This window comes from Mesorhizobium sp. M0663, assembly GCF_040320585.1.
Classification (GTDB): domain Bacteria; phylum Pseudomonadota; class Alphaproteobacteria; order Rhizobiales; family Rhizobiaceae; genus Mesorhizobium.
On sequence record NZ_JAMYPX010000009.1, the window covers coordinates 82,650 to 104,359 of the forward strand.

Annotated in this window: 13 protein-coding genes, 1 tRNA gene and 2 pseudogenes; 4 read left to right on the forward strand and 12 right to left on the reverse strand. The window is 59.7% G+C overall.

The window, feature by feature from the left end; all coding sequences use genetic code 11:
- Positions 1-31: 31 nt before the first annotated feature.
- Positions 32-529, reverse strand: a complete 498-nt coding sequence (locus tag NKI54_RS18000) for a prolyl-tRNA synthetase associated domain-containing protein (RefSeq protein ID WP_352636477.1) — start codon at positions 527-529, stop codon at positions 32-34.
- A gap of 228 nt (positions 530-757) precedes the next feature.
- Here NKI54_RS18000 and NKI54_RS18005 point away from each other — a divergent pair.
- Positions 758-832, forward strand: a tRNA-Gly gene (locus NKI54_RS18005).
- Between the two features lie 136 nt (positions 833-968).
- Here the strand turns inward: NKI54_RS18005 and NKI54_RS18010 are convergent.
- The 6 genes and pseudogenes from NKI54_RS18010 to NKI54_RS18035 all read right to left on the reverse strand — a co-directional run.
- Positions 969-3,194 (reverse strand): mechanosensitive ion channel family protein, encoded by a 2,226-nt coding sequence (locus NKI54_RS18010; protein ID WP_023675982.1) that lies wholly within the window; start codon positions 3,192-3,194, stop codon positions 969-971.
- A 439-nt stretch (positions 3,195-3,633) separates the two neighbouring features.
- Entirely contained in the window at positions 3,634-4,704 is a 1,071-nt protein-coding gene (locus NKI54_RS18015; RefSeq protein ID WP_352636478.1) for an adenylate/guanylate cyclase domain-containing protein, read from the reverse strand.
- A 3-nt stretch (positions 4,705-4,707) separates the two neighbouring features.
- The gene (locus NKI54_RS18020; protein ID WP_245274668.1) at positions 4,708-5,199 is read right to left on the reverse strand and encodes a Rab family GTPase; all 492 of its coding nucleotides are present in this window, start codon (positions 5,197-5,199) and stop codon (positions 4,708-4,710) included.
- Positions 5,200-5,214: 15 nt separating this feature from the next.
- Positions 5,215-7,785, reverse strand: a complete 2,571-nt coding sequence (locus NKI54_RS18025) for an OmpA family protein (RefSeq protein WP_352594342.1) — start codon at positions 7,783-7,785, stop codon at positions 5,215-5,217.
- Positions 7,786-7,879: 94 nt separating this feature from the next.
- The gene (locus tag NKI54_RS18030; protein ID WP_031211579.1) at positions 7,880-8,545 is read right to left on the reverse strand and encodes a DUF3450 domain-containing protein; all 666 of its coding nucleotides are present in this window, start codon (positions 8,543-8,545) and stop codon (positions 7,880-7,882) included.
- A 613-nt stretch (positions 8,546-9,158) separates the two neighbouring features.
- Positions 9,159-9,304: pseudogene (locus NKI54_RS18035) on the reverse strand (IS110 family transposase); the annotation flags it as partial.
- Positions 9,305-9,465: 161 nt separating this feature from the next.
- Between NKI54_RS18035 and NKI54_RS18040 the strand changes: the two are divergent.
- Positions 9,466-12,438: a trifunctional glycosyltransferase/class I SAM-dependent methyltransferase/polysaccharide deacetylase gene (locus NKI54_RS18040; RefSeq protein WP_352594341.1), complete on the forward strand. Its 2,973-nt coding sequence runs from the start codon at positions 9,466-9,468 to the stop codon at positions 12,436-12,438.
- A gap of 85 nt (positions 12,439-12,523) precedes the next feature.
- On the opposite strand, the gene NKI54_RS18045 is transcribed toward NKI54_RS18040, so the two are convergent.
- Together NKI54_RS18045 and NKI54_RS18050 are read right to left on the reverse strand one after the other, a co-directional pair.
- Positions 12,524-13,204, reverse strand: a complete 681-nt coding sequence (locus NKI54_RS18045) for a redoxin domain-containing protein (protein WP_023675975.1) — start codon at positions 13,202-13,204, stop codon at positions 12,524-12,526.
- Between the two features lie 19 nt (positions 13,205-13,223).
- Positions 13,224-16,523, reverse strand: coding sequence for an adenylate/guanylate cyclase domain-containing protein (locus NKI54_RS18050; protein ID WP_352692090.1), 3,300 nt, complete (start codon positions 16,521-16,523; stop codon positions 13,224-13,226).
- Between the two features lie 216 nt (positions 16,524-16,739).
- On the opposite strand from NKI54_RS18050, the pseudogene NKI54_RS18055 reads away from it, so the two are divergent.
- Positions 16,740-16,998, forward strand: a pseudogene (locus NKI54_RS18055) (tetratricopeptide repeat protein); the annotation flags it as partial.
- Positions 16,999-17,062: 64 nt separating this feature from the next.
- On the opposite strand, the gene NKI54_RS18060 reads toward NKI54_RS18055, so the two are convergent.
- The 3 genes from NKI54_RS18060 to NKI54_RS18070 all read right to left on the reverse strand — a co-directional run bounded on the left by NKI54_RS18060 (position 17,063) and on the right by NKI54_RS18070 (position 20,074).
- A complete protein-coding gene (locus NKI54_RS18060) occupies positions 17,063-18,448 on the reverse strand; it encodes a hypothetical protein (RefSeq protein WP_023675973.1) in 1,386 nt (461 codons plus the stop codon).
- 203 nt (positions 18,449-18,651) lie between these two features.
- A complete protein-coding gene (locus NKI54_RS18065; protein ID WP_023675972.1) occupies positions 18,652-19,176 on the reverse strand; it encodes a GNAT family N-acetyltransferase in 525 nt (174 codons plus the stop codon).
- Between the two features lie 91 nt (positions 19,177-19,267).
- Positions 19,268-20,074: a hypothetical protein gene (locus NKI54_RS18070; RefSeq protein WP_352577334.1), complete on the reverse strand. Its 807-nt coding sequence runs from the start codon at positions 20,072-20,074 to the stop codon at positions 19,268-19,270.
- A gap of 204 nt (positions 20,075-20,278) precedes the next feature.
- On the opposite strand from NKI54_RS18070, the gene NKI54_RS18075 reads away from it, so the two are divergent.
- Positions 20,279-21,694: an adenylate/guanylate cyclase domain-containing protein gene (locus NKI54_RS18075; RefSeq protein ID WP_023675969.1), complete on the forward strand. Its 1,416-nt coding sequence runs from the start codon at positions 20,279-20,281 to the stop codon at positions 21,692-21,694.
- The last annotated feature ends 16 nt before the right edge of the window (positions 21,695-21,710 follow it).

Sequence of the window (21,710 nt, forward strand, 5' to 3'; positions counted from 1 at the left end):
TAGAACCCGGTTTCAGTCACCCATGTGGCGATCATGCCGAGACTTTCAAGATAACAGCATCATGTCCGGTTGCCTCGACGAATTTGACCAGGTCCGCGGCAGCGATGGAAGTCGTCGCTTCATTGGTCAGCGGGTGGGCATTGACCACCGCATGGCTCATCAGCTCCTGGTCCAAAACGACCTTGACCCTTCGCTCGGTGTCGTTGATCAGCCCGAACATCGTGACCGCGCCCGGGACGACGCCGAGAAGCTCCATCAGCATCTCCGGCCGGCCGAAAGACACGCGCCCGGCAGCGCCGATCAGATGGTGGATCTGCTTGAGATCGACCACCGCCTCCTCGTCGACGCTGACCAGGAAGAAATTGTCCTTCTTGTCCTTGAGGAACAGGTTCTTGGTGTGGCCGCCGGCGATCTCGCCGCGCAGCGCCTGCGAATCGGCGACCGTGAACAGCGGCGGATGCCGCCGCGTCGATACCTCGATCCCGAGTCCGGCGAGAAAGGCGAAAAGTTCGGCTTCGGTCTTCGGCATCGGTCTTTCTTCTGATGGTCGCTTTCAACGGCTTGTTCGGCTAACGCCGTTTACGGCCAATGATGCTGCCAAGACAAGCCCGTCGCGCAACGCGGGGCGATTGCCTTGCGACGTCTCGCAGGAGGCTTGTCCGCATTGCCGACGAAGCAAAAAGCCTGCGAATTCCCTGTTGCAATCGCCGCGCTCTTCAGCCATATAGGCGCGGCTTGCGGCCCAAAAGCCGCGCGAGCGGGTGTAGCTCAGGGGTAGAGCACAACCTTGCCAAGGTTGGGGTCGAGCGTTCGAATCGCTTCACCCGCTCCAGTTTCCTTGAGGGGAATCAAGCGATTAAGAGGCGCCTTTCGGGGCGCCTTTTGCTTACGTGGCGAAAAGAGTGTCCCTGCCTGCCATGAGCGATGCGCGGAAAGCCGCGCTGTGACCAGCAGGTGTCGCAGCTTTTCTATTCCGTTGTGCTAGCTTTTTTTCTGCGCCGAATAGTGTGCGACTGCGCGACGGCCATTTTCAACTCGGGCGTGATCTCCAACGGTGCATTCTCTGCCCCATGTTGGTTCTGTAGCCCCTGGACCTGGACGGTCGGAAATGGGAGTTCGATGCCCTGCTCCTTGAAGACCTGGCGGAGGCGTACATAGAATTTGCGTTTCATACCGAAGGCGCCTCCCGGCTTGGTTGTGGCCTTGACCCTCAATACGATGCCGTATTCGCCGAACTCCTGTACGCCCTGCATCTTGATCGGGTCGAGCACCCAGTGTTTGAACTCGGGATCTTCCGCCAGTTCGAGGCCGATCCGCTTGATCAGCTTGCGAGCGAAGTCGATATCGGTGTCATAACCAACGGTAATGTTGAATTTGTCGATAACCCAGTCACGGCTCTGGTTCTGGACTGCCCCGAGTTCACCGAAAGGTATCGTGAACAGCGGACCACGATGGTGGCGCAGCTTCACCGAGCGCAGCGAAAAGCTTTCCACAGTACCCTTGTAATTGCCCGATGAAATGTATTCGCCAACACGGAACGCATCATCGAGCAGAAAAAACACGCCTGAAATGACGTCCTTGACAATGGTTTGTGCCCCAAAGCCCACGGCGACGCCGACGACGCCAGCGCCGGCGATCAATGGGCCGATCTGGATACCCAGCGAGGCGAGCATCATAAGCACCGCCATCACGATGATCGATGCGAGCAGAATATTCTGGAGGATCGGCAAGAGCGTGTGCAGCCGTGCCTGCTGCGGATCGAGGATCGGGACGTCCTCGTCGCTGATCACAGGGTGCGGTGTTTCGATGCCCAGCTTTCGTTCGATCAAAGCTTTGATGATCGACCAGCCGAAGTCGGCGGCGAGGGCAATGACCACGACATTGATCAAGCCGCGCAATATGAACGTCGTCGTCGTATCGCTGTCCCGCATGGATTGCATGTCCAGACCCCAGACACGTGCGAGAAGGTAAGCCGCCGCCAGGATGAAAATCATTCGGATTCCGCGATCGATGACAGCGATCGTCACCGCCGGGATCGTGGGCCGGCCGACATCTTCCGAACCTGGCCGCAGAACGAAATTAACCCCGCGCTGCGTCACCACGATTGCCAAAGGCAGGAAGAATGCGGCGAAGGTGAACCAGAAGTATGTATAAAGGCCGGCGATACGCTGCAGGAACAGGACGACGAAATAAGCAGTCAATAGCCATGTCGCTTCCGTGTGACCGATGTGGCGCGCACCGTCTCGCTGCGTTCTTGGCCGACGCCAAATGGCGAGCAGCAGGAGCAACAGCAGCACGAAATCGGCGCCCAGTGACAGGACCATCATTCCGTCCTGATCGATGCCGAGACCTGGCAAGAGGATAAACGCGGCGCCGAAGAAGGCGAAGACGCCGACGATCCGGGGTAGCCAATAGGACCAATGGTCAGCCGCTTCGTTGGTGATCGGCAAAGCACGAACCTCGACGGCGTTCTCGACGTTCATGAAGGAAGGGACGAGCATCGCCATGACGTACATGCGCACACCCCATGTAACGACTGCCGCCATCAGAAATGTCAGTACAATCTCGCGGATAAGCATCGGCCAGTCGAACAACATGAACGCGCCGGCGCTGCCCAGTGCGAAAGAGACTATCAGCATGCTGGAATAAAGCAGGCGGCCACCAATCTTCTTGGCTCGCCCAACGGGCGTATCCTTCGGTTGCGCGATAATCCAAAGACGAAATGGACGGGTGAGCTTGAACGTTGCCCAAGTGAGTGCCAGGCCGGCAGCGATGAACATTGCAATCAGCACAAATACGCCGGCAGGCCCCTTGCTGGACATATCCTCCATCGTCTCTGCCCGAACGCGCGCGAACTGGCCTGGCAGCAAGGGCAAAGTTCGCACGATTCTTTCGATATGATGCCTGATCCCATCGAGCGTCGAGGATGCCATCGTATTCATCTGGCCTGGTGCGGCCACGGCGCCGGACGATGCGTCGGTCGGCGAAGCCCCTCTCTCGGCGGGCGCTCCCGTTGACCCGGCGTCCTGATTTCGCTGTTCGGCCACCCAGGCCTTCACTGACGGATCGTCGAGAAGCTCGAACAACTGTTTGACCCTTTCAGGCGGGACGGTCGCCGGCGCCTGCGCCTGCGCCTGACCAGCCAACAAAAGGGCGATCCCAAAGACGAGCGGCCTGGCAATCAGGGCAAACATCGCAGTCAGGTCTCCGAGACGCCGTGCCGGGCGCGCCAGGTTCCTGGCTCCCAATCGTCGAGTCATGAGTGGCATCGTGCTGTTAACCTTCCGGTCAGATCGGCGAGCAACGACATCTATGTCCGTTGTTGCCCTACCTTGAAGAAACCGATGTTGCGGTGCAAGACGTCATCGTTCCGAGCCAGACCGTTGCGCCGGGTACTTGGCGGTGTTTATTTAGCCGCGGGGGCAGGGCATTCCGACCTCGGCCCAGGCCTCCGGCCGTTCTATGAACTGGGCATCGACGTTAAATCTCAGGAACTGATTTCCTGAGTTGACCAGGACAGACCTTTGGCGGTCGCTCGGTGGTCAACTGCTTCGCGCACCGCTGCGGACATTCGAAACCATGATGTTGCTTGAGATGCAATGCGCTTCCGGGTCGGCACTGCCATGCGGCAAATCAGGCCGGGAGCCGCCACATTCGCACACGACCTGTACCACGCAATTCCGTTTCCTCGAGCGGGTCGCAAGCAAAATTTGGTCCAAGCAGTTGATGAGTTGCATCCGAAATACGGATTTCATCGGGCTCCGCGGACGTTTGGATACGTGCGGCGAGATTAACGGTGTCGCCCCATAGGTCATAGGCAAACCGCCTTTTGCCTATGACGCCCGCCACGATTGGTCCTGAGTGAATTCCAATTCTGAGTCTTATCGGTTCTCCTGCGAAGCGTTCGAGCTTAACCGCCTTCCGCAGTTCAAGCGCATAGTGCGCAAGGGCTTCCGCATGATCGGATCGCGCGGCGGGCAGGCCAGCGACCACCATCACACAATCGCCGATTGTCTTGATCTTTTCGCAGCCGTATCGCTCCGAGAGCAGATCCGCCGCTTTGAAGAAGTAATTTAAAATAGCGAGCGTCGTCACGGCTCCGACGTTCCGCGCTCGTTCCGTAAAACCGACGATGTCGGCAAAAAGCACACTCACCTCTGCGTAGTTGTCTGCAATTTCTTCGTGCGCTTTTAGCCGCTCCGCGATAGACGCCGGAAGAATGTTGAGGAGCAGGGCTTCGGCGCGCTGGTATTCACGCGACAATCCCTCTTGGCTCGCCCTCAACGCCTCGTTCATCGATTGTAATTTCTCGTTGAGTTGACGCTCCCTCTCTTGCAGGAGCGTCATTTCATAAGCCTTCTGTTGAAGTCGCTGCCTATTGTCGCGTTCGGCAGTGGCGTCAAGAAAGAGCAGCCACACGCAGGCATTGTCAGCAAAAAGATGGAGGTCCGCGACACGCCCGCTGGGAAGTTCGACCATGGCCATATCATATGGAAGCTCCGGGCAGGGCAACAAACCTTCCATGAATTCAAGCTGCTCGGCAACAGGCTTACCTATGCGAACTGACGAGAGTCCGTAATGTTTAACGTTACCGCCCTTCGCAGCTATGCAAAGCTGGGCGTCGATTTTCAGATATGCGACCGAGCGCTCGTTGTAGAAGAAATCGTAAATCCAGCTTTTAACTTCTCTTGGCAAGACGTGCATGGTTTATTTGCTGACCATCGAAGCAAGTTGACGAAACGCATCATCAACATGCTCACCCGAAAGCGCACTTGTTAGATAGACTTGCCATCCAAGTTGCCTCAGTTCGTCAATTTCACTATCCGATATTGCCCACCGATCGGCCAGATCGGATTTGTTGAACAGCAATACAAACGGCATAGCGCCGAATTCAGCCTCGGCCCGCTCGCGCAACGTGAGCGCCACGGCAAGAGTAGCAGCGCGTGTTCCATCGACGACAAGCACGAGCCCACTCGCACCTCGCACATAGCTGACGCGGAATGAGCCGATATCGTCTTCGCCGGCCAAATCCCACAAAATCAGATCCACGGTTTTGTCCGGGAATGCGACGCTCTTCTTGTCGATTTTCACTCCCACCGTGGTCAAGTAGGTTTCTGAAAAGATGCTTTGCACAAACCTGCGAACCAGACTGGTCTTTCCGACAGCGAACCCGCCCAACATGCAGATCTTCTTTTGCAATATCCTGGGCTCCGCCTAGTGGAAGTTTACCGTAACCGAAACTCTGCGGTTGGCGGAGTTCCCGGTTCGGCTATTTTCAATCTCCGCTGGCTCAAAGGTGCCCGCGCCGCGAACCAAGAGCAACTCCGGATCGACGCCGCGCTTCTTGAGAAGCGCACGAACTGTTTCCGCGCGCGCGGCGCTGATCGACAACTTGGCCGTTTCACGGCCCGTCTCGTCCGAATGGCCGGTCAACATGAACTGTGCTGTTACGCCTGCCTTGCGGGCGGCCTTGGCCAATTCCTTCAACTGATTCGCCAATTTGTCGAGAACCGGCAGTTGCTCTGGTCCCGGTACAGCCTTGCCAGAATCGAACAAAATGTCGACCGCTTGAATAGCCTCCCTCAAATGAGTGAGTTGCGGAGGGGTCAACTCACGCAGCTCGGAGATTTCTAGAGAGAGTCCGTCCGCGGACAGCTGTTGGGCGGCGACCCGCGCCCGATCTATCCAGGCGGCAGGAGCTTCACCCTGGGCAACGATGCGATCCTTGATGATCGAAAGCCGTACTGAATCCGGCGGAGTCAGCGACGCCATCAGCCGCTTCACCACGAACTTCGGATCAAGGCTTTGATAGAATTGCCACTGTGAATGAACGCGAGCAGGATCGACCCCTGTTCCGGACAGCAGAGCCTTCGGGTCGGCGGCCTGCGGGTCTCTCAGGCCGGAAATATAGAAATGTCCGCCCCTCGCCGTTTGTTGGGCGACGATGATTCCCGCTTGGGCCTCCAGTCGCGACACATAAGTCTGCCAGTGCTCCGCCGCGCGTGCTTCGGGGCTCACATCACGAACCTTGGAGATGTCGAATTCCGGTCCGCCTGCCGAAAGCTGTCGGGCCGCTGCGCGTGCGAGATCTATCCAGGTGTCGGGAGCCTCACCCTCGGCAACGATGCGATCATTGACGATCGAAAGCCGAACCGATTTCGGCGGGGTCAGCGACACCACCAGCCGCTTCAGGACGAACTTCGGATCAAGGCTCTGATAGAATTGCCACTGTGAATGAACGCGAGCAGGATCGACCCCTGTTCCGGACAGCAGAGCCTTCGGGTCGGCGGCCTCCGGGTCTCTCAGGCCGGAAATATAGAAATGTCCGCCCCTCGCCGTTTGTTGGGCGACGATGATTCCCGGTTGGGCCTCCAGTCGCGACACATAGGCCTGCCAGCGCTCCGCCGCGCGTGCTTCGGGGCTCACATCACGAACCCTGGAGATATCGAATTCCGGTCCGCCTGCCGAAAGTTGTTGGGCCGCTGCGCGCGCCCGATCTATCCAGGTGTCGGGAGCCTCACCCTCGGCAACGATGCGATCATTGACGATCGAAAGTCGTACTGAATCCGGCGGAACCAGCGACGCCGTTAGCCGCTTCAACACGAACTCCGGATCAAGACTCTGATAGAATTGCCACTGCGAATGAACGCGGGCGGGATCGACCTGCGTTCCGGCCAACAGAGCCTGCGGGTCGGCGGCAAGCGGGTCTCTCAGGCCGGCAATATAGAATTGGCCATCGCGCACCTTTTGTTCGGCAACGATGATGCCCGGCTGGGTCCCCAGTCGCGACACATAGGCCTGCCAGCGCTGCCCGGATTGCCAAGAAAGAAAGAACCAACCGCCTGCCGGAATCAAAACCAGCAGGACTGCAGCGACTACCAGCCACGGAAATCCCTGGTTTGATTCCTCCTGCTTCAGTTCAACGCAGGTCTGCAACTGCGTCTCTACGCCGGCCAACTGCGAACTGTCGCCGTCAAACTGCTCTAGAGCCTGTGAGCATTCATCATGGATGCGAAGCAATACATCGCGAATTATTTCATGTAATTCCTCCGGCGGATTTCCCCGGATCACCGCAACCAAGGTCGCAAACGGTCCAACTTCCGACCAGAGACGAAGCTCTCCGAAACGAATAGTGTCCAGGCCACTCTGTTCTTTCTCGTTAAATGAGTCTTTTACAAAATCTTGAATTGCACTAAGCATAGAAGAAATGAGTTGAGGGTCTTCGCTAGTTGCATTATCGGCAGTTACATGCGCTATCAAAAGCCCGGAATTGCGGTTGATGAGAAACACATGTTCCACACGATAGACAAGAGAATGCTTAAGAACAACTTCTGAGAAGCTTGCTCCTGTCCTCCAAGCTTCAAGTCTCCACTTGAGCCCATGCCAGGTAAATATATGTCTTAAAGTTTCATTCAGCGATTGAAAGGTCTGGTCGATCTTTTCGCCGATCGACTTGCGAATAGCCGGCAGAAACACCGGGTACAATATATCCGTCAGCGTACGCGGGCTCTTCTGGATGGACCGTTGCACGGCCCTCTCGACAGCTGGCGCAAGGGCCTCTCCGAGTTGCGCATGAGGCGCACGTGCGGCTGCACGGGGGAGAACGCTCCCCACTGCAGCCGCAAGCTGCTCGGGTTCGTCGAGCAGGTGCGTAACTCGTGAAAGCTCCGAAATTTCGCGGCCGACCAGCAACTGGCGCAGCGTTTCCATGCGAGGGTCGGTGGTTGGGATTCCGTCGAGACGCGCACGATAGTCCGGATCAACGTTCCGGGCAATTTCGATCAAAAGGCGAGCCAGAGCCTCGCGATCAATCTCTGTATCGTTCGAAGCTGCTCTTTGAGGGAGGCTGATTGGGTCGACAGTCGACGTCAAGTTCCGATCAACTCACTTTCCAGGTACGCTCCGAGTTGTTCTTGCTGCCGACGGGATCCTGATTTAGACATTTTGCAACCTCGACAAACAGGCCAGCCAAAAGATTTCGGTCGGTCTTGACATTGCCAAGATCGGAAAACATTTTCTCCATCAGCATCTGAATGCTTTCATTCTTTTGCTTGATTTCCTCACGCAGCAAATGATCGTTTCGATTTATCCGGTCCGCAACTTCCCGCTCAAGCTCGCTCAACTGATCCGACAACGCGCGCACCTGCTTTTCGAGCGCCTGATTTTGCTCGCGAAGATTCCGGTCAATCTCCTTATCGGCGTCGGCTCGCGCGTCTTTTTCGTTCCGCAATTGCGCCGCAAGCGAGTCGACCTGCTTCTTCGCATTTGACTCGTACATTTCAAGATTGCGCTTGGCCTCGGATTCGACATCCTTGAAGCGCTGCAAGACCCGTTCTTCAAGCTTGGAAAAGCGGCGGTCATAGTCCTGCATCTGGTTGCCGAACAGCAGATCACGTATCTTGTCGACACCTACAGCGTCGCCGGGGGCCCCGCTCTCGCGAGCCTGGCCCGCCATGAAGGTCAGCCCGCTTCCGTCTGCATTACTTATCAGATTTGCGTCCGCTTTATTTGCTGAAGAAGCGGTATTCGAAGATTCCTTGGCCATCTTTATGCCCCCTTCTTTGAACAATTGCCACAGTGCACCACTCAGAAACCAGCAAGCATGCCAGCAAAATACCCGGCTCGCAAGCCGGAATCTTCTTGGCTTAAGCCAATTCGTGCCTCCCTTTTACATCTCTTGGACTAGCAGCAAATGCACGAGTTCCGATTGATGTCGCTCTCGCATCTCTTTGTGATAGCAGCCATAACCGGCTAATCTAATCGATCATTGGACGCAATCTACTATCGAAATGAGTAATACAATGTCAGGCTATAGCTACTGGAGCGCAATTAAGTAGCGCAGACTCATTAGAAGTGTCTAAAGTAGCTGGTCTGGCGGTGCACGTACCGTCTCGCACCCGGCTGTATACTGCGACGATCAGCTTCCGATGCGGGCCCCAACGGTAGAAGGAAGGTCTTCTTTCGCACGGAGAATGGCTGTTCGAGAATGCACCTCGGAATCGAGGCGTTTCGGTCGATAGGAGGGGAGCGACAGTCCCAATAACTGCAGTCATTCACACCAAAGCTTCAGTGGGCGGCATTTGTTGCGCCCCCAATTGCAAAAGACGTCAGGTTGCCATAGCTATTGCACTCATACGGTGCCCGGGACCGCCGCCTGTGGTCATGGCGCCGACTCCGGGGATCGACATGAGTATGCGGCATGCTTGGCTTTGACGTGCATCTGCGACAGCTGGCGCCCAAGCTCGGCGGCACGGATGCGAATGCTGCGCCAGGCTTCCAACTTCGGTAGCACGACAGGAGCAAGCTCGCTCTGCAGCCAAATGGCGGCGTCGCGGCGGCTCGGAAGAGTTCGCAGGAGACTGTTTGGACGCAGCGTCCCTGAGGACCGTTTCCTTTGGCAGGAAATCGCCGGCTATGTTTCGGGACTCTTGTTCTACCTTCGAACCAACGCGCGGGTTACACGGCGTGGCGCATAATCCCTTGGTTTCAATCGTGGTTCCTGCGCACAACGCGGAGGTAACGCTGGCGCGCGCACTCGATTGCCTTCTCGATCAGGAAATAGTGGATTGGGAGGCGATCATCGTCGACGACGCCTCCACGGACCGCACCCCCGCGATCATCGCCGGTTATGTGGAGCACGATGCCCGGTTTCGGACATTGAGCTCTTGCGCGTATAGCGCCGCTGGCGCGCGCAATAGCGGGATGTCGACAGCGCGCGGCCACTGGCTCATGTTTCTGGATGCGGACGATTGGGTGGGTGCCAGCTTCCTTGCCAAAATGCTGGCCGCACTGAAATCCGCTCCCGATGCAGTGGCTGCCTATTGCGGTTCCCGACGCGTGATGCCCGATGGCGAACTCACGGCGTCGAGCATCGCGACGGAGGTTGCGATCCAGCCCTTCGAAACATTCGCCCGCCGGTGTGCCGTCCGCACTCACGCGCTGCTGGTCGATCGGGAGATAATTGTCGAGTTGGGCGGTTTCGACGTGTCGCTGCGCACCTGCGAGGACTGGGATCTGTGGCAGCGCCTCGCACGTCTAGGCAAAAATTGGGTGATGGTCGACGAGCCGCTCGCTTTTTATCGGGTCAGCCCCAACTCGCTCAGCCGCAATTCGACGCAGGTGCTGGCAGATGCGGAAATCGTGATCGCCCGCGGCTTTTCCGCCGATCCCAGGGTCAAACACCCGGCATCGGCTCACGCCAATGGAGCGACCGACGCGAACGGCCACACCGCTTCAGAAGCACTCGCGTGGTTCGCGTTGTGGAACGCCGCATCGGATTGCGGCTGCGGCTCGCGCTCGATCAACCCGCAGTCCCTGCGCACGCTCCCGGCAGGACGTAAGTGGGCGCGTGAGATCGCCAAGGTGGCCGTCGATGGCCTTATGGTAGGAAGCCTGTCGGTGCCAGCGCAATTGGCTGCCAGGTGGGACAGGTTCGGCGGCTCCCTCACCGAGTTGATCATCGAACTCGGCAAGGTCTGGAATAATCCCGACGCGGCTCGCCGCGTGCAGTATCACTTTGAGCAAATGCTGCTCGATGTCGACGATCTTGCCGCGCCGCGCAGGCTGGCGCGGACACTTGGAATTCGTGTCGACGCGCGAAATCCGGCCTCGATCGAAGTGCCGGAAGGAATCGATCAAATCTATGCCCATCTGATGATGGATGGCCAGATCGAGGCTCTCGTGCAGTTCGGCGTACTCGGGAGAGTGACAAGGCGTCATTGGATTGAATTGATCCTGAATTTCGTGCCCCCTGAGCGGCCTATGCACAGTGCCGCGCGACTTGCGAGGCGATCGCCTGTAGATGCACCGCAAAAGGGCGCCGGTGCCGACAAGTCAAACATGTTTGCAGCCGAGGTATTGTTGTCCATGGCGGGACGCCGGTCTGATCGGGACAGCCATTTCGGCAAACTCGCGGGATTGGCCGCGGAAGCGCAGGCGCTGGTTCGGTCGAGCGCCGAAACTAAAGAGCCTTTTACAGCGCCGCGCCGTGCACGGGCCGCGGATGGGCGCGACAATGATCGCACATCTTTCTGGAATCGCCATTTCGCGACCGAGGATCCCTGGAACTACGGTTCGCCCTATGAGCAGGAAAAATATGAGCGGCAGCTCGAAATTCTGCCTGCCGGTCCCATCGGACGGGCGCTTGAGCTGGCCTGCGCGGAGGGCCACTTCACGCGGCAGCTGGCGCCGCGCGTGGGCCATTTGACCGCAACTGACATCTCCGCCGTAGCCGTCGGACGGGCGCGCGCGCGATGCAGCGATCAGCCGAATGTTGAGTTCGGCGTACTGGATTTCTCTGCGGACACGCTGCCGGGCGAAATGGATCTGATCGTGTGTTCGGAAGTGCTCTACTACCTGGATGATCTCGCCGATGTGCGGCGCATCGCCAAAAAACTCATTGAGGCGTTGGCGCCTGGCGGCAGTTTCATCAGCGCACACGCATTCGTGCTACGAGACAATGTTGGAAGGACGGGCTTCGACTGGAACACATTCGGTGCACAAGCGATCTCAGAGACGCTGGCAGCGACCGACGGCCTCGTCCTCGAGCAATCGATCCAGACCGAGCTCTACCGCATAGACCGCTTCCGCCGCTTGTCACCAGGCGACGTGGCGACGGAACCGATGGTAGATCATGTGCCAATCCGCGCACCCGTTGAAATCGGGGTCGCGCGAAATATCGTCTGGGGCGGGGCGCGGGCCTTGCGTCGCGACGTGGCACGTAGCGAGCGGCGGCAGCGTATCCCCGTCCTCATGTATCACAGCGTCGCCGATGATGGTCCGGCCGCGCTCGCCCGTTTTCGGCTCGCGCCCGCCGCATTCGCCAGCCAAATGGCATGGCTGCGCGCCAATGGCTTTCACGCGATTAGGTCCGAGCAGCTGGAATGGTTCATCGTCAACCGTCAGCCTTTCGTTGGCCGCCCAGTGCTCATCACGTTCGATGACGGCTTCCAGAACTTTGCCGACCATGCCTGGCCGGCCTTGCGCACGAACGACCTGACCGCGGAAGTGTTCCTGGTGACGGACCTGGTGGGTGAAAGCGCACAATGGGACGCCTACAGCGGCCCGCCGACGCAGCTTATGGACGCCGGGACGGTGCGACGCCTCGCCGGCGAAGGTGCGTTCTTCGGAAGCCATCTGGCGACGCATCGCGCGATCGATGGTCTGTCGAGCTCTGACTTGGCCGCCGAGCTCCTGCGCTCTCGTATGTTCATCGAACGATGGACCGGTCGGCCAACCACGGCGTTCGCGGCACCCTTCTCTGTCACCGACCGACGGCTTGGCAGGCTGGCCAAGGAGTGCGGCTATCGAATCGGCTTCGGCGGCAGACACGGGCCGGCGGACCTCGATTGCGATCCCATCGACCTTCCGCGCATCGAGATTCGCGGAGATCACTTGCTCGATGACTTTGTTGGCAAAGTCGAGGCCGTGCTCGCATGAACGGTGAACTTGTCAGTATCTAGATTTGTAACAAATTGGTTCCGCTTTTTATTCGGTGTCCCGCCCGCTTACCTCGTTCGCAAGTCTATTGGGCGACTTGGGATACGGCTGACATCAGCTCCTGCGGGCTTGGCGCCCCAAACATGTATCGCCCACCCTCTGGAACCTCCGTGAAGCTCCAGCGGACGATCCCCTGCCGGTCCAGCAGGAACTGACCGACCAATTGTCCGTGTCCCGTTGCTAGCATCTGCTCGTCGGCTTCGGTCAGCTCGTAATGGTCCCTCTTGTTGAGGATTTCGCTGGCCGCAAGAGGATCCATAGGACCGGGCAACTCGCCTGGTATGTCGACCCGCATATCCTTTGCCGCTGCCATCGAGACCTTGTACGGCCAGTTCGTCTCGTTTTGGGTGAATTCGAGATTGGGCAGTCCAAAAGCACGATGTGAAGCGCGTTCAGGATCGGAGGCCGCAAGCAGATTCGGCATCGGATGGTAGCGGAAATAGAGACGCGCCCGTTCGATCGGCGTGTTGACCACCGTCAGGCTCTCCACGCCCTTTTCGCGCAGCTCCGGATCAAGCCGCGCCTGGGCGGCGATATGGCGCCGGCAAAACGCGCAATGCAGACCTCGAAACAGGCCGACCAGCACCGGTTTTTGGCCGCGAAAATCGTCAAGCGCGATCTTGCCTTCCTGGGTAATGGCGTCGAGTACCACGTTTGGCGCACGGTCGCCCGGTTGAAGCGGCACCAAGTCACTACGCGCGGACATTTCCAACCTCCAACCCCGGCTAGTCGAGAAAAGGCAGCACCACAAGCGCTTCCGGGTCGAGCCCGTGCTGGGCGCATATACCCTGCGCCAGGGAAAAGTAGCGTTCGGCCTCGGCCAGATTGTCGAGGTCGAGATTAAGCGTTGCAAGACCATCATAACACGGAAACAGCAGTTGGGGTTCGCCCGTTTCGCGAGCTACGTCCAGTGCTTCGTGGAACAACCCAACCGCCAGGTCCGGACGGCCGTTGCACTGGTGGATCTGCCCAAGCACGATCAACGGCACCGGCAGGTGCTCGCGCTGGTCGAGCGCCCGGTCGATCTCGATGGCCTTCTCGGCAGCAGGCACGCCCTCCGTTGGACAGCGATCCGTGAAAGTACAACAAGCGACCGCCAGATTGGCGAGGAGGCGCGCCTGGAAACCCAAATCACCAATACGGCGCGCCACTTCAAGACCGCGCCGACAGACCTCCATCGCCTTTGCGGGATCGATGGTCGTGTAAAGCACGCCGAGATTGGTGTAGCCGCGGCAGGCCGCGCCCAGCAGACCGGCGGCTTCGGCCAATTCAATGCTACGCTCAACCTGACGCACGGCCTCACGGTTTCGCCCAAGGCGAGCCAGCGCGACAGCCTTGGTATTGAGTGCCTCGGCGGTCACAAGAGTGGCATCACACCTTACCTCGGAGACATGCTCCGTTGTCAGTGTGCCTACGCAATCCAGCGCCGCGTCTGCCCATTTTGCCGCGAGAGCGTGATCTCCGCTACGGAACGCCTGTCGGCCACGTTCTTGCCACAGATGCGCCTGCTCGATCGGGGCATCCGCTCCATCGAGGAGCGCTGCCGCCTCAGCATAGCGGGGTTCTGCCTTGTCCCGCTTGCCGACATCCCAGAGTAGCCGACCGATCTTACGCAAAACTCGCGCCGAGGCGACGCGATTGGCCGACTCGCGGTATGCCTGCAACACCGTCTCGTAGTGGTGGTGCGCGATCTCGCGGCGGCCTGCCGGGCCGCTCAAATCGGCAATGCGCTCTGCAATTGCCAGTTTGAGCGGTGTTTGCCCGATCGCGCCCAACGCAGTCAGTGCTCGCTCGTAGAAACGAAGGGCGTCGTCGTTGGCATATATCATGCGAGCGCGATCGCCTGCCGCCTGCAGGTAATGCGCGCCCTTCTCCCGCTCGGCGCTCTGTGCAAAATGATGACCGAGCACGGTCAAATCCTCGAGCCGTTCCGGCTCGTCGCCGCCCAGTTGCTCCAAGGCAGCACCGATCCGCCCGTGGATTTCGGTCCGGCGTTGCAGGAGCAGATTCTGGTAGATCACGTCCTGCAGCAATGTTTGCGTAAAGCGGTAGCTTTGAGACGAGACCGAGCCTGATCCGGCAACTTCCTCGATGATTTCCGCATCGCAAAGCAGTTCGCAGCCGGCTTCGAGCCGGCCGGGATCGGCTGTCACGGTTTTCAGAAGTGTGGCATCGAAGCGCGGGCCGATTACCGCGGCCTCCTGGGCCAACCGGCGCACCTCTTGGGGCAGCCGGTCGACGCGGGCAAGCAACATTGCCTGGATAGTGGCGGGGATGCCGGTTGCGACTTCGCCTGCCACAGTCCGCCATCGCTGGCCCTCTCGCATCAGTACACCGCGATCGATAAGGCCGCGAACGATTTCCTCTACAAAAAGGGGGTTGCCGCCCGCGCGCTCGAGGATCTGGTCGACAAGCCCTCCCGCGGAGCTTACCCAACTCTCGCCGAAAAGCGCTGCCAGCAGGCTGCGTCCGTCATCATTGTTGAGTGGCGGAAGCCTGAGCGCTGTGTGACTGACCCGACTTGAGTCGAGCTGGTCGTTGTCCGGCGCCGGACGATGCGTGACCAGCAACATCAACCGCGTGCGTTCCAATCTGTCCATCACGAAACGTAGTGCCTCGAGCGACACGGCGTCGGCCCAGTGCAGGTCTTCGACGACAATCAATAGCGGCGACAACGCAAGCCGCCGTTCGATGATTGTGCGGACTGCGTAGAGAATTTGCCGCCGCAGCTGCTCGGGCTCGACATGCTGCAAGGTGGCATCGGGGTCGCCAAGGCCAAGCACATGGTAGAGCAAAGGCATCAGCCGCTTCGCCTCCTCGCCCTGCAGGCCGAGATCGGCAAGCAAGCCTGCGAGCTTCCCCCGCATTTCGTCCCCATTGTCGTTTTGCATCATCCCGGCAGCGCTGCGCACCACTGCGCCCAAGGCGCCAAAAGATTGTTCACCCCGCGGTGAGCACGTGGCCTGCCGCACGGCAACGTTGCGAAAACGCTCCTCGTCGCCGACGCGGGCGACGAACTCCTTCATCAGCCGCGATTTCCCGATGCCGGCTTCTCCGACGAGGCGGACAAGTTGGGCCGAGCCGCCGCACGCCTGGTCAAGGCTCGCCATCATTCTATTGAGCTCCGCACCACGACCTATTAGCGGCGCACTGAGGCCGAGCGCCTCGAGCCCGCGCGCTGCACGCGGCACCGCTAGCGGTGCGTCCAGTCGATGAACGAGCACGCTGCCAGCCTTGCCGCGAAACACGACATCACCCAGCGACTCGTAAGAGAAGGCATGCCGGGTCAGCCTGTGAGTGAGCTCGCCTACCAGCACCTCACCCGGTGCGGCCAGCGATTGCAGGCGTTGCGCCGTATTCACTGTGTCGCCGGTCACGGAATAGGATCTGGCGGTGCCGATGCCCAATCCGCCAGTAACGACCGGACCAGTGTTTATGCCGATGTGGAGTAACAGAGGCGAGCCGGAGTGGGGGGTGCTTTCGCCGAGCCGCGCCGTCCGGGCGATCATGTCGAGAGCGGCGCGAAGCGCACGTTCCGGATCGTCCTCATGCGCGACCGGCGCACCGAACAAAGCGAGCAGTGCATCGCCGATGAATTTGTCGACGAAACCACCAAAGTTTCGCACGGCCGCCGTCAATTCCTTGAACAGTTTGTTCTGCAGCGCTTGCATGACCTCGGGGTCGAGCTGCTCGCTGAGTGTCGTAAAGCCGCAAAGGTCGGCGAACAGGACCGTTACCGTCCGGCGATCGGCGTCAGAGACGGGATGCAGCCCTTCTTCGCTTTCGATGTTCGGAAGCAGCGACGGAGTTCGAGAAGGCGGCACAATGGTCCGGCTTGGTGCCGGAGCAGGCCGTTCGACGGCTTTTGCGGGCGCACCGACGCTTGCCCCACATTTCGGACAGAACTCGAAATCAGGTGCGCAGGTGTAGCCGCAACTGGCGCATGGCACGGGCTGGCGCCTGCCACACCTCGGACAGAAGGCGTAACCGCCCTCAATCTCGAAACCGCAGCCCGAGCAGTCCATCGAACAAGACCTCACTAGTGGCCGTGACGGCGTGATCTCGCCCGCACTTCACGGCCAGACTATTCACAAGGATGCACCGATAGTCGTCGACGGGCAAGCGGCAGCGAGCGATCCGTGTGGGTCCGGTGGCAGAGCGCTGCCCATTCGGGCGGCTGCGTGGCCGTCGTCTGCGAAAGTTCCCTCTTACCCTCCGTCTTCCTGCTATCATGAAGATGAGAGGCCGTTGACCTCTTGATGCAACGGGCTGACTCGCAACGCTGTCACCGACGTCTCGCGCGCTTCCGGCCCGCAGCTACGGCCATCTGGGCCGTTTCGCCGAAGCCCGCGCGGCATGGCAGGAGGTGCTTCGCGTCAATCCCGACTATTCGTTGGAATACCGTCGCAAAGTCTTGCCCTACAAGAACCGGTCGATTTCGAACACGTGGTGGATGGGCTCCGCAAGGGGCGGTGCGGTGCAATGACAGGTGAGGCCTAGGCGGCCGGATCAGACGCTAGAGGCTCCCCGATAGATCGCCGTCGCTTGCGGTTGCGCACTAGTCTCAGGTCGGCTTGATCTCTGCCTGGCCGATCTTGCGCCATCTGGCGTTTTCGCGAACCAGTTTCAGGTCGTCGGTCGTCTCGGCAAATGTCCGCAATCGGTATTGCCGGAGCAGGTTTGGGAAGAGCGCCACTTCCGGCAGGCCGGCAAGCTGCTCGCGGACTGAGATCTTTTCATCGATGACCCGCATGCCCCAGGCATTTTCCCGAACCTGCAGCTCCGCGGCCAGATCGCGCTCTTCCGGCGCGTTTTCGTCCAGCACGGCCAGAAGGATCGAGTGGAAAAGCGCTACGTAGCCAATCTGTCTCAGGCCGCCCACGACCCGCACGCGCGGCAATATGGCAAGGACGAGGAACGTCAGGAACAAGTTCGGCAGCAGCACGCCTTCCAGCAGCGCCCGCCTGAGATGTGGCCGCTCGAACGGGATGGAAAGACCTTGCGGCCTGTCAGGCTCGATCAGGTGCCCGTTCTCGAGAACGAGCTTGCGCACGCGCTCCTCGCGGATTCCCCAGAAATAGTCCGTGGCATTGGGCAGGAATCTGCCAAATGGGCTCGATGCGGCCTCTTGCCAGGCATGTTCGAGACGCTGGCGTCTTGCGGGTTCAATGAGCAGCCTGGAAAGAAGGCTGCCGTCATATTCCAGATGCCGCGCCATGGCAGCCGCGGCGGCCCGATCATCGATGAAAACCGGCAGGGCCATGCCGGCACGATCCCAATTGGCGACCAGATCCTGGTTCAGGGCAGTCAGCGCATCGGCGGCGGTTTCAAACACCTTGTCCTGGCTGGCAAGCAGTGTGCCCAGCCAGCGGCTGGCATCCGTTTCGTCGCCCACCGCTTCGAGCGCGCGCTTGTTGAGGGAGACGGGACCGGCCACGCAGGCGCTTTTGCGGCACAGTTTGTGGCGCCCCATGCCAAACAGGTTGATCTTGTCGTCGCCGACGTCGAGCCATCCCGGCCCCTCCCGGCCAACTGTCTCCATGGTCATTGTCGTTCCCATGAAGCCGACGAAGGCCGACAGCCCGTTTTCGACCGCGCCGAGCCAGGCAAGCAGGAGGGCATCGAAGGTGATCCGGTCCATCAGAAGCAGGCAGTGCAGGCCGGACTGAATCACCGGTCTGTGCTCGAACTCGTCGAGGGCTTTGCCGATCTCGTCAGGCTGCATGATCCTACCGAGGCGCTGATGCAGGACTTCGCGCAGGATCGAGCGGGCAGCGATCGCCGGGCCCGATGCAGGCCTTGCCACCGGCCGCCAAAGATGGCGGGCGTAGTCGGAAACCGGTGCATTCCAGTTCTGCTCGATGTCGCGCACGACCTCCGGGCAGAGCAGCGACAGCACAGCCAGAATTTCCACCGGAGGGGTAGGGCTTGGGTCAAAGACGGCGGTCATTGGTCCCGTCTAGCCGCTTGCGGTGCAAACGCCAAGCGAGACCAGACTTGCTGGATGCGGCCGGCCCACACATAGATCGTCAACTCGATTAAGATGGCGTGAGACGAAATGGCCGTATCCTACGCAGCTCTCCATGAGCAATCACCTGTTCGCTCCGCACGAATTGTCAGACTGGCTAAACAGCTAACGCCAAACAGCGGATCTTAGAACCGCAGCCGGGCCATGCTCAGGAGGTCGTGGTACTGCCCGTCGGTAAAGCCGGCCTTCACATGCCGGCCTTCGATCTCAAAGCCGTGGCTCTTGTAGAGACGGAGGGCCGGTTCGTTGTCGGCATAGACGGTCAATTCGACCCGCTTCAGGGCGCGCCAGTTGTCGGCCACGTCAAGCAGCGCGCCAAGTATGGCAGAGCCGATACCTTTGCCGACAAAGGCATCGTCAAGGCCAACATTGATCTCGCCGATATGCGAACGGCGCGGTGAACCCTGCACGACCAGGCTGCCATGGCCGACGACCTTGCCGTCCAGCTCGGCAACGATCCAGGTGGTTTCCTGGCCGGACTTGGCAATGCGCCGCGCCACCTGCTCCACCATCTCGAAAGGCATCCTGAACGTGCCCCAGCGGAAGCCCGGCATGTTGAAGATAGCGCAAAGCGCCTCCGCATCGCTTGGCCGGACGGACCGCAGCAGCGGCTGGATTTTCTCGGAGGGTGGCGAGGTCGTGCTGGTCATGGCGTTCCCGGCGAAGGCAATCGGCCCGGTACGATGCACCGGACGCCACCTGAAAATCCAGCCGTCTCTGACCTATGATGCCGATTGCGAGCTAAAAATACCGGGAGGCGGCGTAGAGTTTGAAGACGCCGCTGATGCCTATCCAGCCGAAAAGGGCGAGCCAGCACAATGTCCCGGTCGCCGTCCAGTCGATCCGGTGCACAGCAGCGTCGGTGATGACGACGCCGAGGATGGCAAGCAGGCCAACCAGAAACTGCGCCAACCCGAGCACCAGCAGTTCCTCGCGCGGCGCGCTTCTCCAGACGAGATATATACCGCCCGCACCGGCGAGGAAGATGGCGCTGTAGACCTGAGCGTGGAAGGCATCGATCGGCCATGGCCAGATGCCACTGAATGTCAGGGGAAACAGCAACAGGCCGACGCCATAGAGCCCAAGGATCGCGGATTCCGCCGGCATGTAGCCGCTCCATGCGGGATTTAAGGTCACGCCTTTTGCAGAAGGACGGGCCCTGGCCCGCCACAGGAACAGCCCGGATACCGCGACCGAAGCAAGATAGACCAAAAACCACAGCCAGGGTGCTTTGCGCTCGAAGTTGAAATAGCCGAGATTGATGAACGAAGCCACCGACACGATGACGGTGAAGATGAAGGCCATGACGAGCACGAGCCTGCCGGGCGACCAGCGATTCCAGACCAGCAGTGCCGCCATCACGACCATTTCGGCGGTGTAGAAGCCACCGAGGAAGCGCGCATTGAACGGCGTGACGGCCCAAGGCCAGCCCGGTTTCACCAGCGCAGGCATGAAAAACAGGCCGGCGCCTACGATCAGGACGATGATGACCACCGCAGAAAAAAGGCGCAGGGCCGCGGGAAATGGCGGATTGTCGGATGTCGGCATGGGAGAAAATCCCAAAGATGAATGCTCCATGGACCATCATAGTGCTGCTTGCGGCCGGTTAAAATCCGCCGAATGGAAATTGAACGGTCACCAGGCTTATCCATTCGAATGGCCGTACGGTCCGTTTCGAAGTAAGATGGAGCACTCGGACCAAAGACCGGTCCGGTCAAAACGCCTCGGGGTGCATTTTCCGGAGCCTGCACGATGAACGAAGCTCAGGATCTGTTCTCACTTCTGCGACAATCGGCCGATGTCGATCCGCAGGCGATCGACGCGATCAAGCGAACCATCGCGGAGGGCGAGGACCGCGAACTTTGCCGCATCAATGCGCCAGCCTTCGCCAGCAAGCATGGCCTCGACGAGGAGCGCGCAATAAGCGCCTTTCTCCATGCGGCGCGGGTGGGTATCTTCGACATTTCCTGGAATGTACTGTGCCCCGGCTGTGGCGGCGTGCTCGACACCAACGCCACGCTGAAAACCCTGCAAAAGGACGAATACACCTGCGCGCTGTGCTCCGAGGGCTATTCACCGACCCTCGACGAGATGGTCGAGGTGACATTCACCGTCAGTCCCCGCGTGCGCAGGATTGCCGCCCACAATCCACACGAACTGCCGGTGGCGGAATATTTCCGCCAAATCTACTGGGCGTCCGGCGTCGATCTGCCGGAAGAGGATTTCGCGAAAAAGCTAGAAGCGTTCTCGCTGGAGGATATCGAGCTTGCGCCCGGTGAAAAGGCGGTTCTGCCCATACAGCTTCCGTCCGAATTCATCATCGTCTTCGAGCCGGTCACCCATTCAGCGCAGTTCATCGACGGGAAGGGCGAACCAACAAAGGAGCGCCGGAGCCTCTCTTTGGCCTTCGACCGCGACCATGTCCAGAACCAGACGCTGGAGATGCAACCCGGCCCGTTGCGCATTTCGCTGGAAAACCGGACCGACACCCGCGTGCTGCCGACGGTCTTCATCGCCGGCCAGGCATTGCATGATTTCCTGGGAAAACGCCGGCCCTTCCTGACCGCCAAGCGCCTGCTCACCAACCAGACGTTCCGCGATCTCTATCGCACGGATACACTCGACATCAACCAGCGCCTGAAGATCACCAGCCTGACGTTCCTGTTCACCGACCTGCGCGGATCGACCGAGCTTTACGAGCGGGTGGGCGACCTTTCAGCCTTCGATCTCGTGCGCGAGCATTTCCAGGTTCTGCACGAGATCGTCACGGCGGAGGCAGGCGCGGTGGTGAAGACGATCGGTGATGCGGTGATGGCGACCTTCGCGACGCCTGATCGTGCGATTGCTGCAGCCCTCAGGATGCGCGATGCCATGCGTACGCTCAACGACAAGAGCGGGCGCGAGGATCTGCTGCTCAAGATCGGAGTCCATGCCGGCCCCTGCATCGCCGTGTCTATGAATGAGCGACAGGACTATTTCGGCCAGACGGTCAACATTGCTTCGCGGGTCCAGAACCTTGCCAACGCACAGGCGATCTTCGCCACTCGAGCGGTGGTCGACGACAATCTCACCGCCGATCTCTTACACAGGAACGCGCTGACGCCCGTGCCCCACGAGGTCTCGCTGCGCGGCATTGGCCGGGAGATAGCAGTATACACGATCCCCTGAAGGCTTGGCCCCTGAA

Excerpts from the sequence above, each read along its gene's own strand:
- NKI54_RS18000 (WP_352636477.1), bottom strand. The coding sequence starts at position 529 with ATGCCGAAGACCGAAGCCGAACTTTTCGCCTTTCTCGCCGGACTCGGG.
- NKI54_RS18010 (WP_023675982.1), bottom strand. The coding sequence starts at position 3,194 with ATGTTTGCCCTGATTGCCAGGCCGCTCGTCTTTGGGATCGCCCTTTTG.
- NKI54_RS18015 (WP_352636478.1), bottom strand. The coding sequence starts at position 4,704 with ATGCACGTCTTGCCAAGAGAAGTTAAAAGCTGGATTTACGATTTCTTC.
- NKI54_RS18030 (WP_031211579.1), bottom strand. The coding sequence starts at position 8,545 with ATGGCCAAGGAATCTTCGAATACCGCTTCTTCAGCAAATAAAGCGGAC.
- NKI54_RS18045 (WP_023675975.1), bottom strand. The coding sequence starts at position 13,204 with ATGTCCGCGCGTAGTGACTTGGTGCCGCTTCAACCGGGCGACCGTGCG.
- NKI54_RS18050 (WP_352692090.1), bottom strand. The coding sequence starts at position 16,523 with ATGGACTGCTCGGGCTGCGGTTTCGAGATTGAGGGCGGTTACGCCTTC.
- NKI54_RS18060 (WP_023675973.1), bottom strand. The coding sequence starts at position 18,448 with ATGACCGCCGTCTTTGACCCAAGCCCTACCCCTCCGGTGGAAATTCTG.
- NKI54_RS18065 (WP_023675972.1), bottom strand. The coding sequence starts at position 19,176 with ATGACCAGCACGACCTCGCCACCCTCCGAGAAAATCCAGCCGCTGCTG.
- NKI54_RS18070 (WP_352577334.1), bottom strand. The coding sequence starts at position 20,074 with ATGCCGACATCCGACAATCCGCCATTTCCCGCGGCCCTGCGCCTTTTT.
- NKI54_RS18075 (WP_023675969.1), top strand. The coding sequence starts at position 20,279 with ATGAACGAAGCTCAGGATCTGTTCTCACTTCTGCGACAATCGGCCGAT.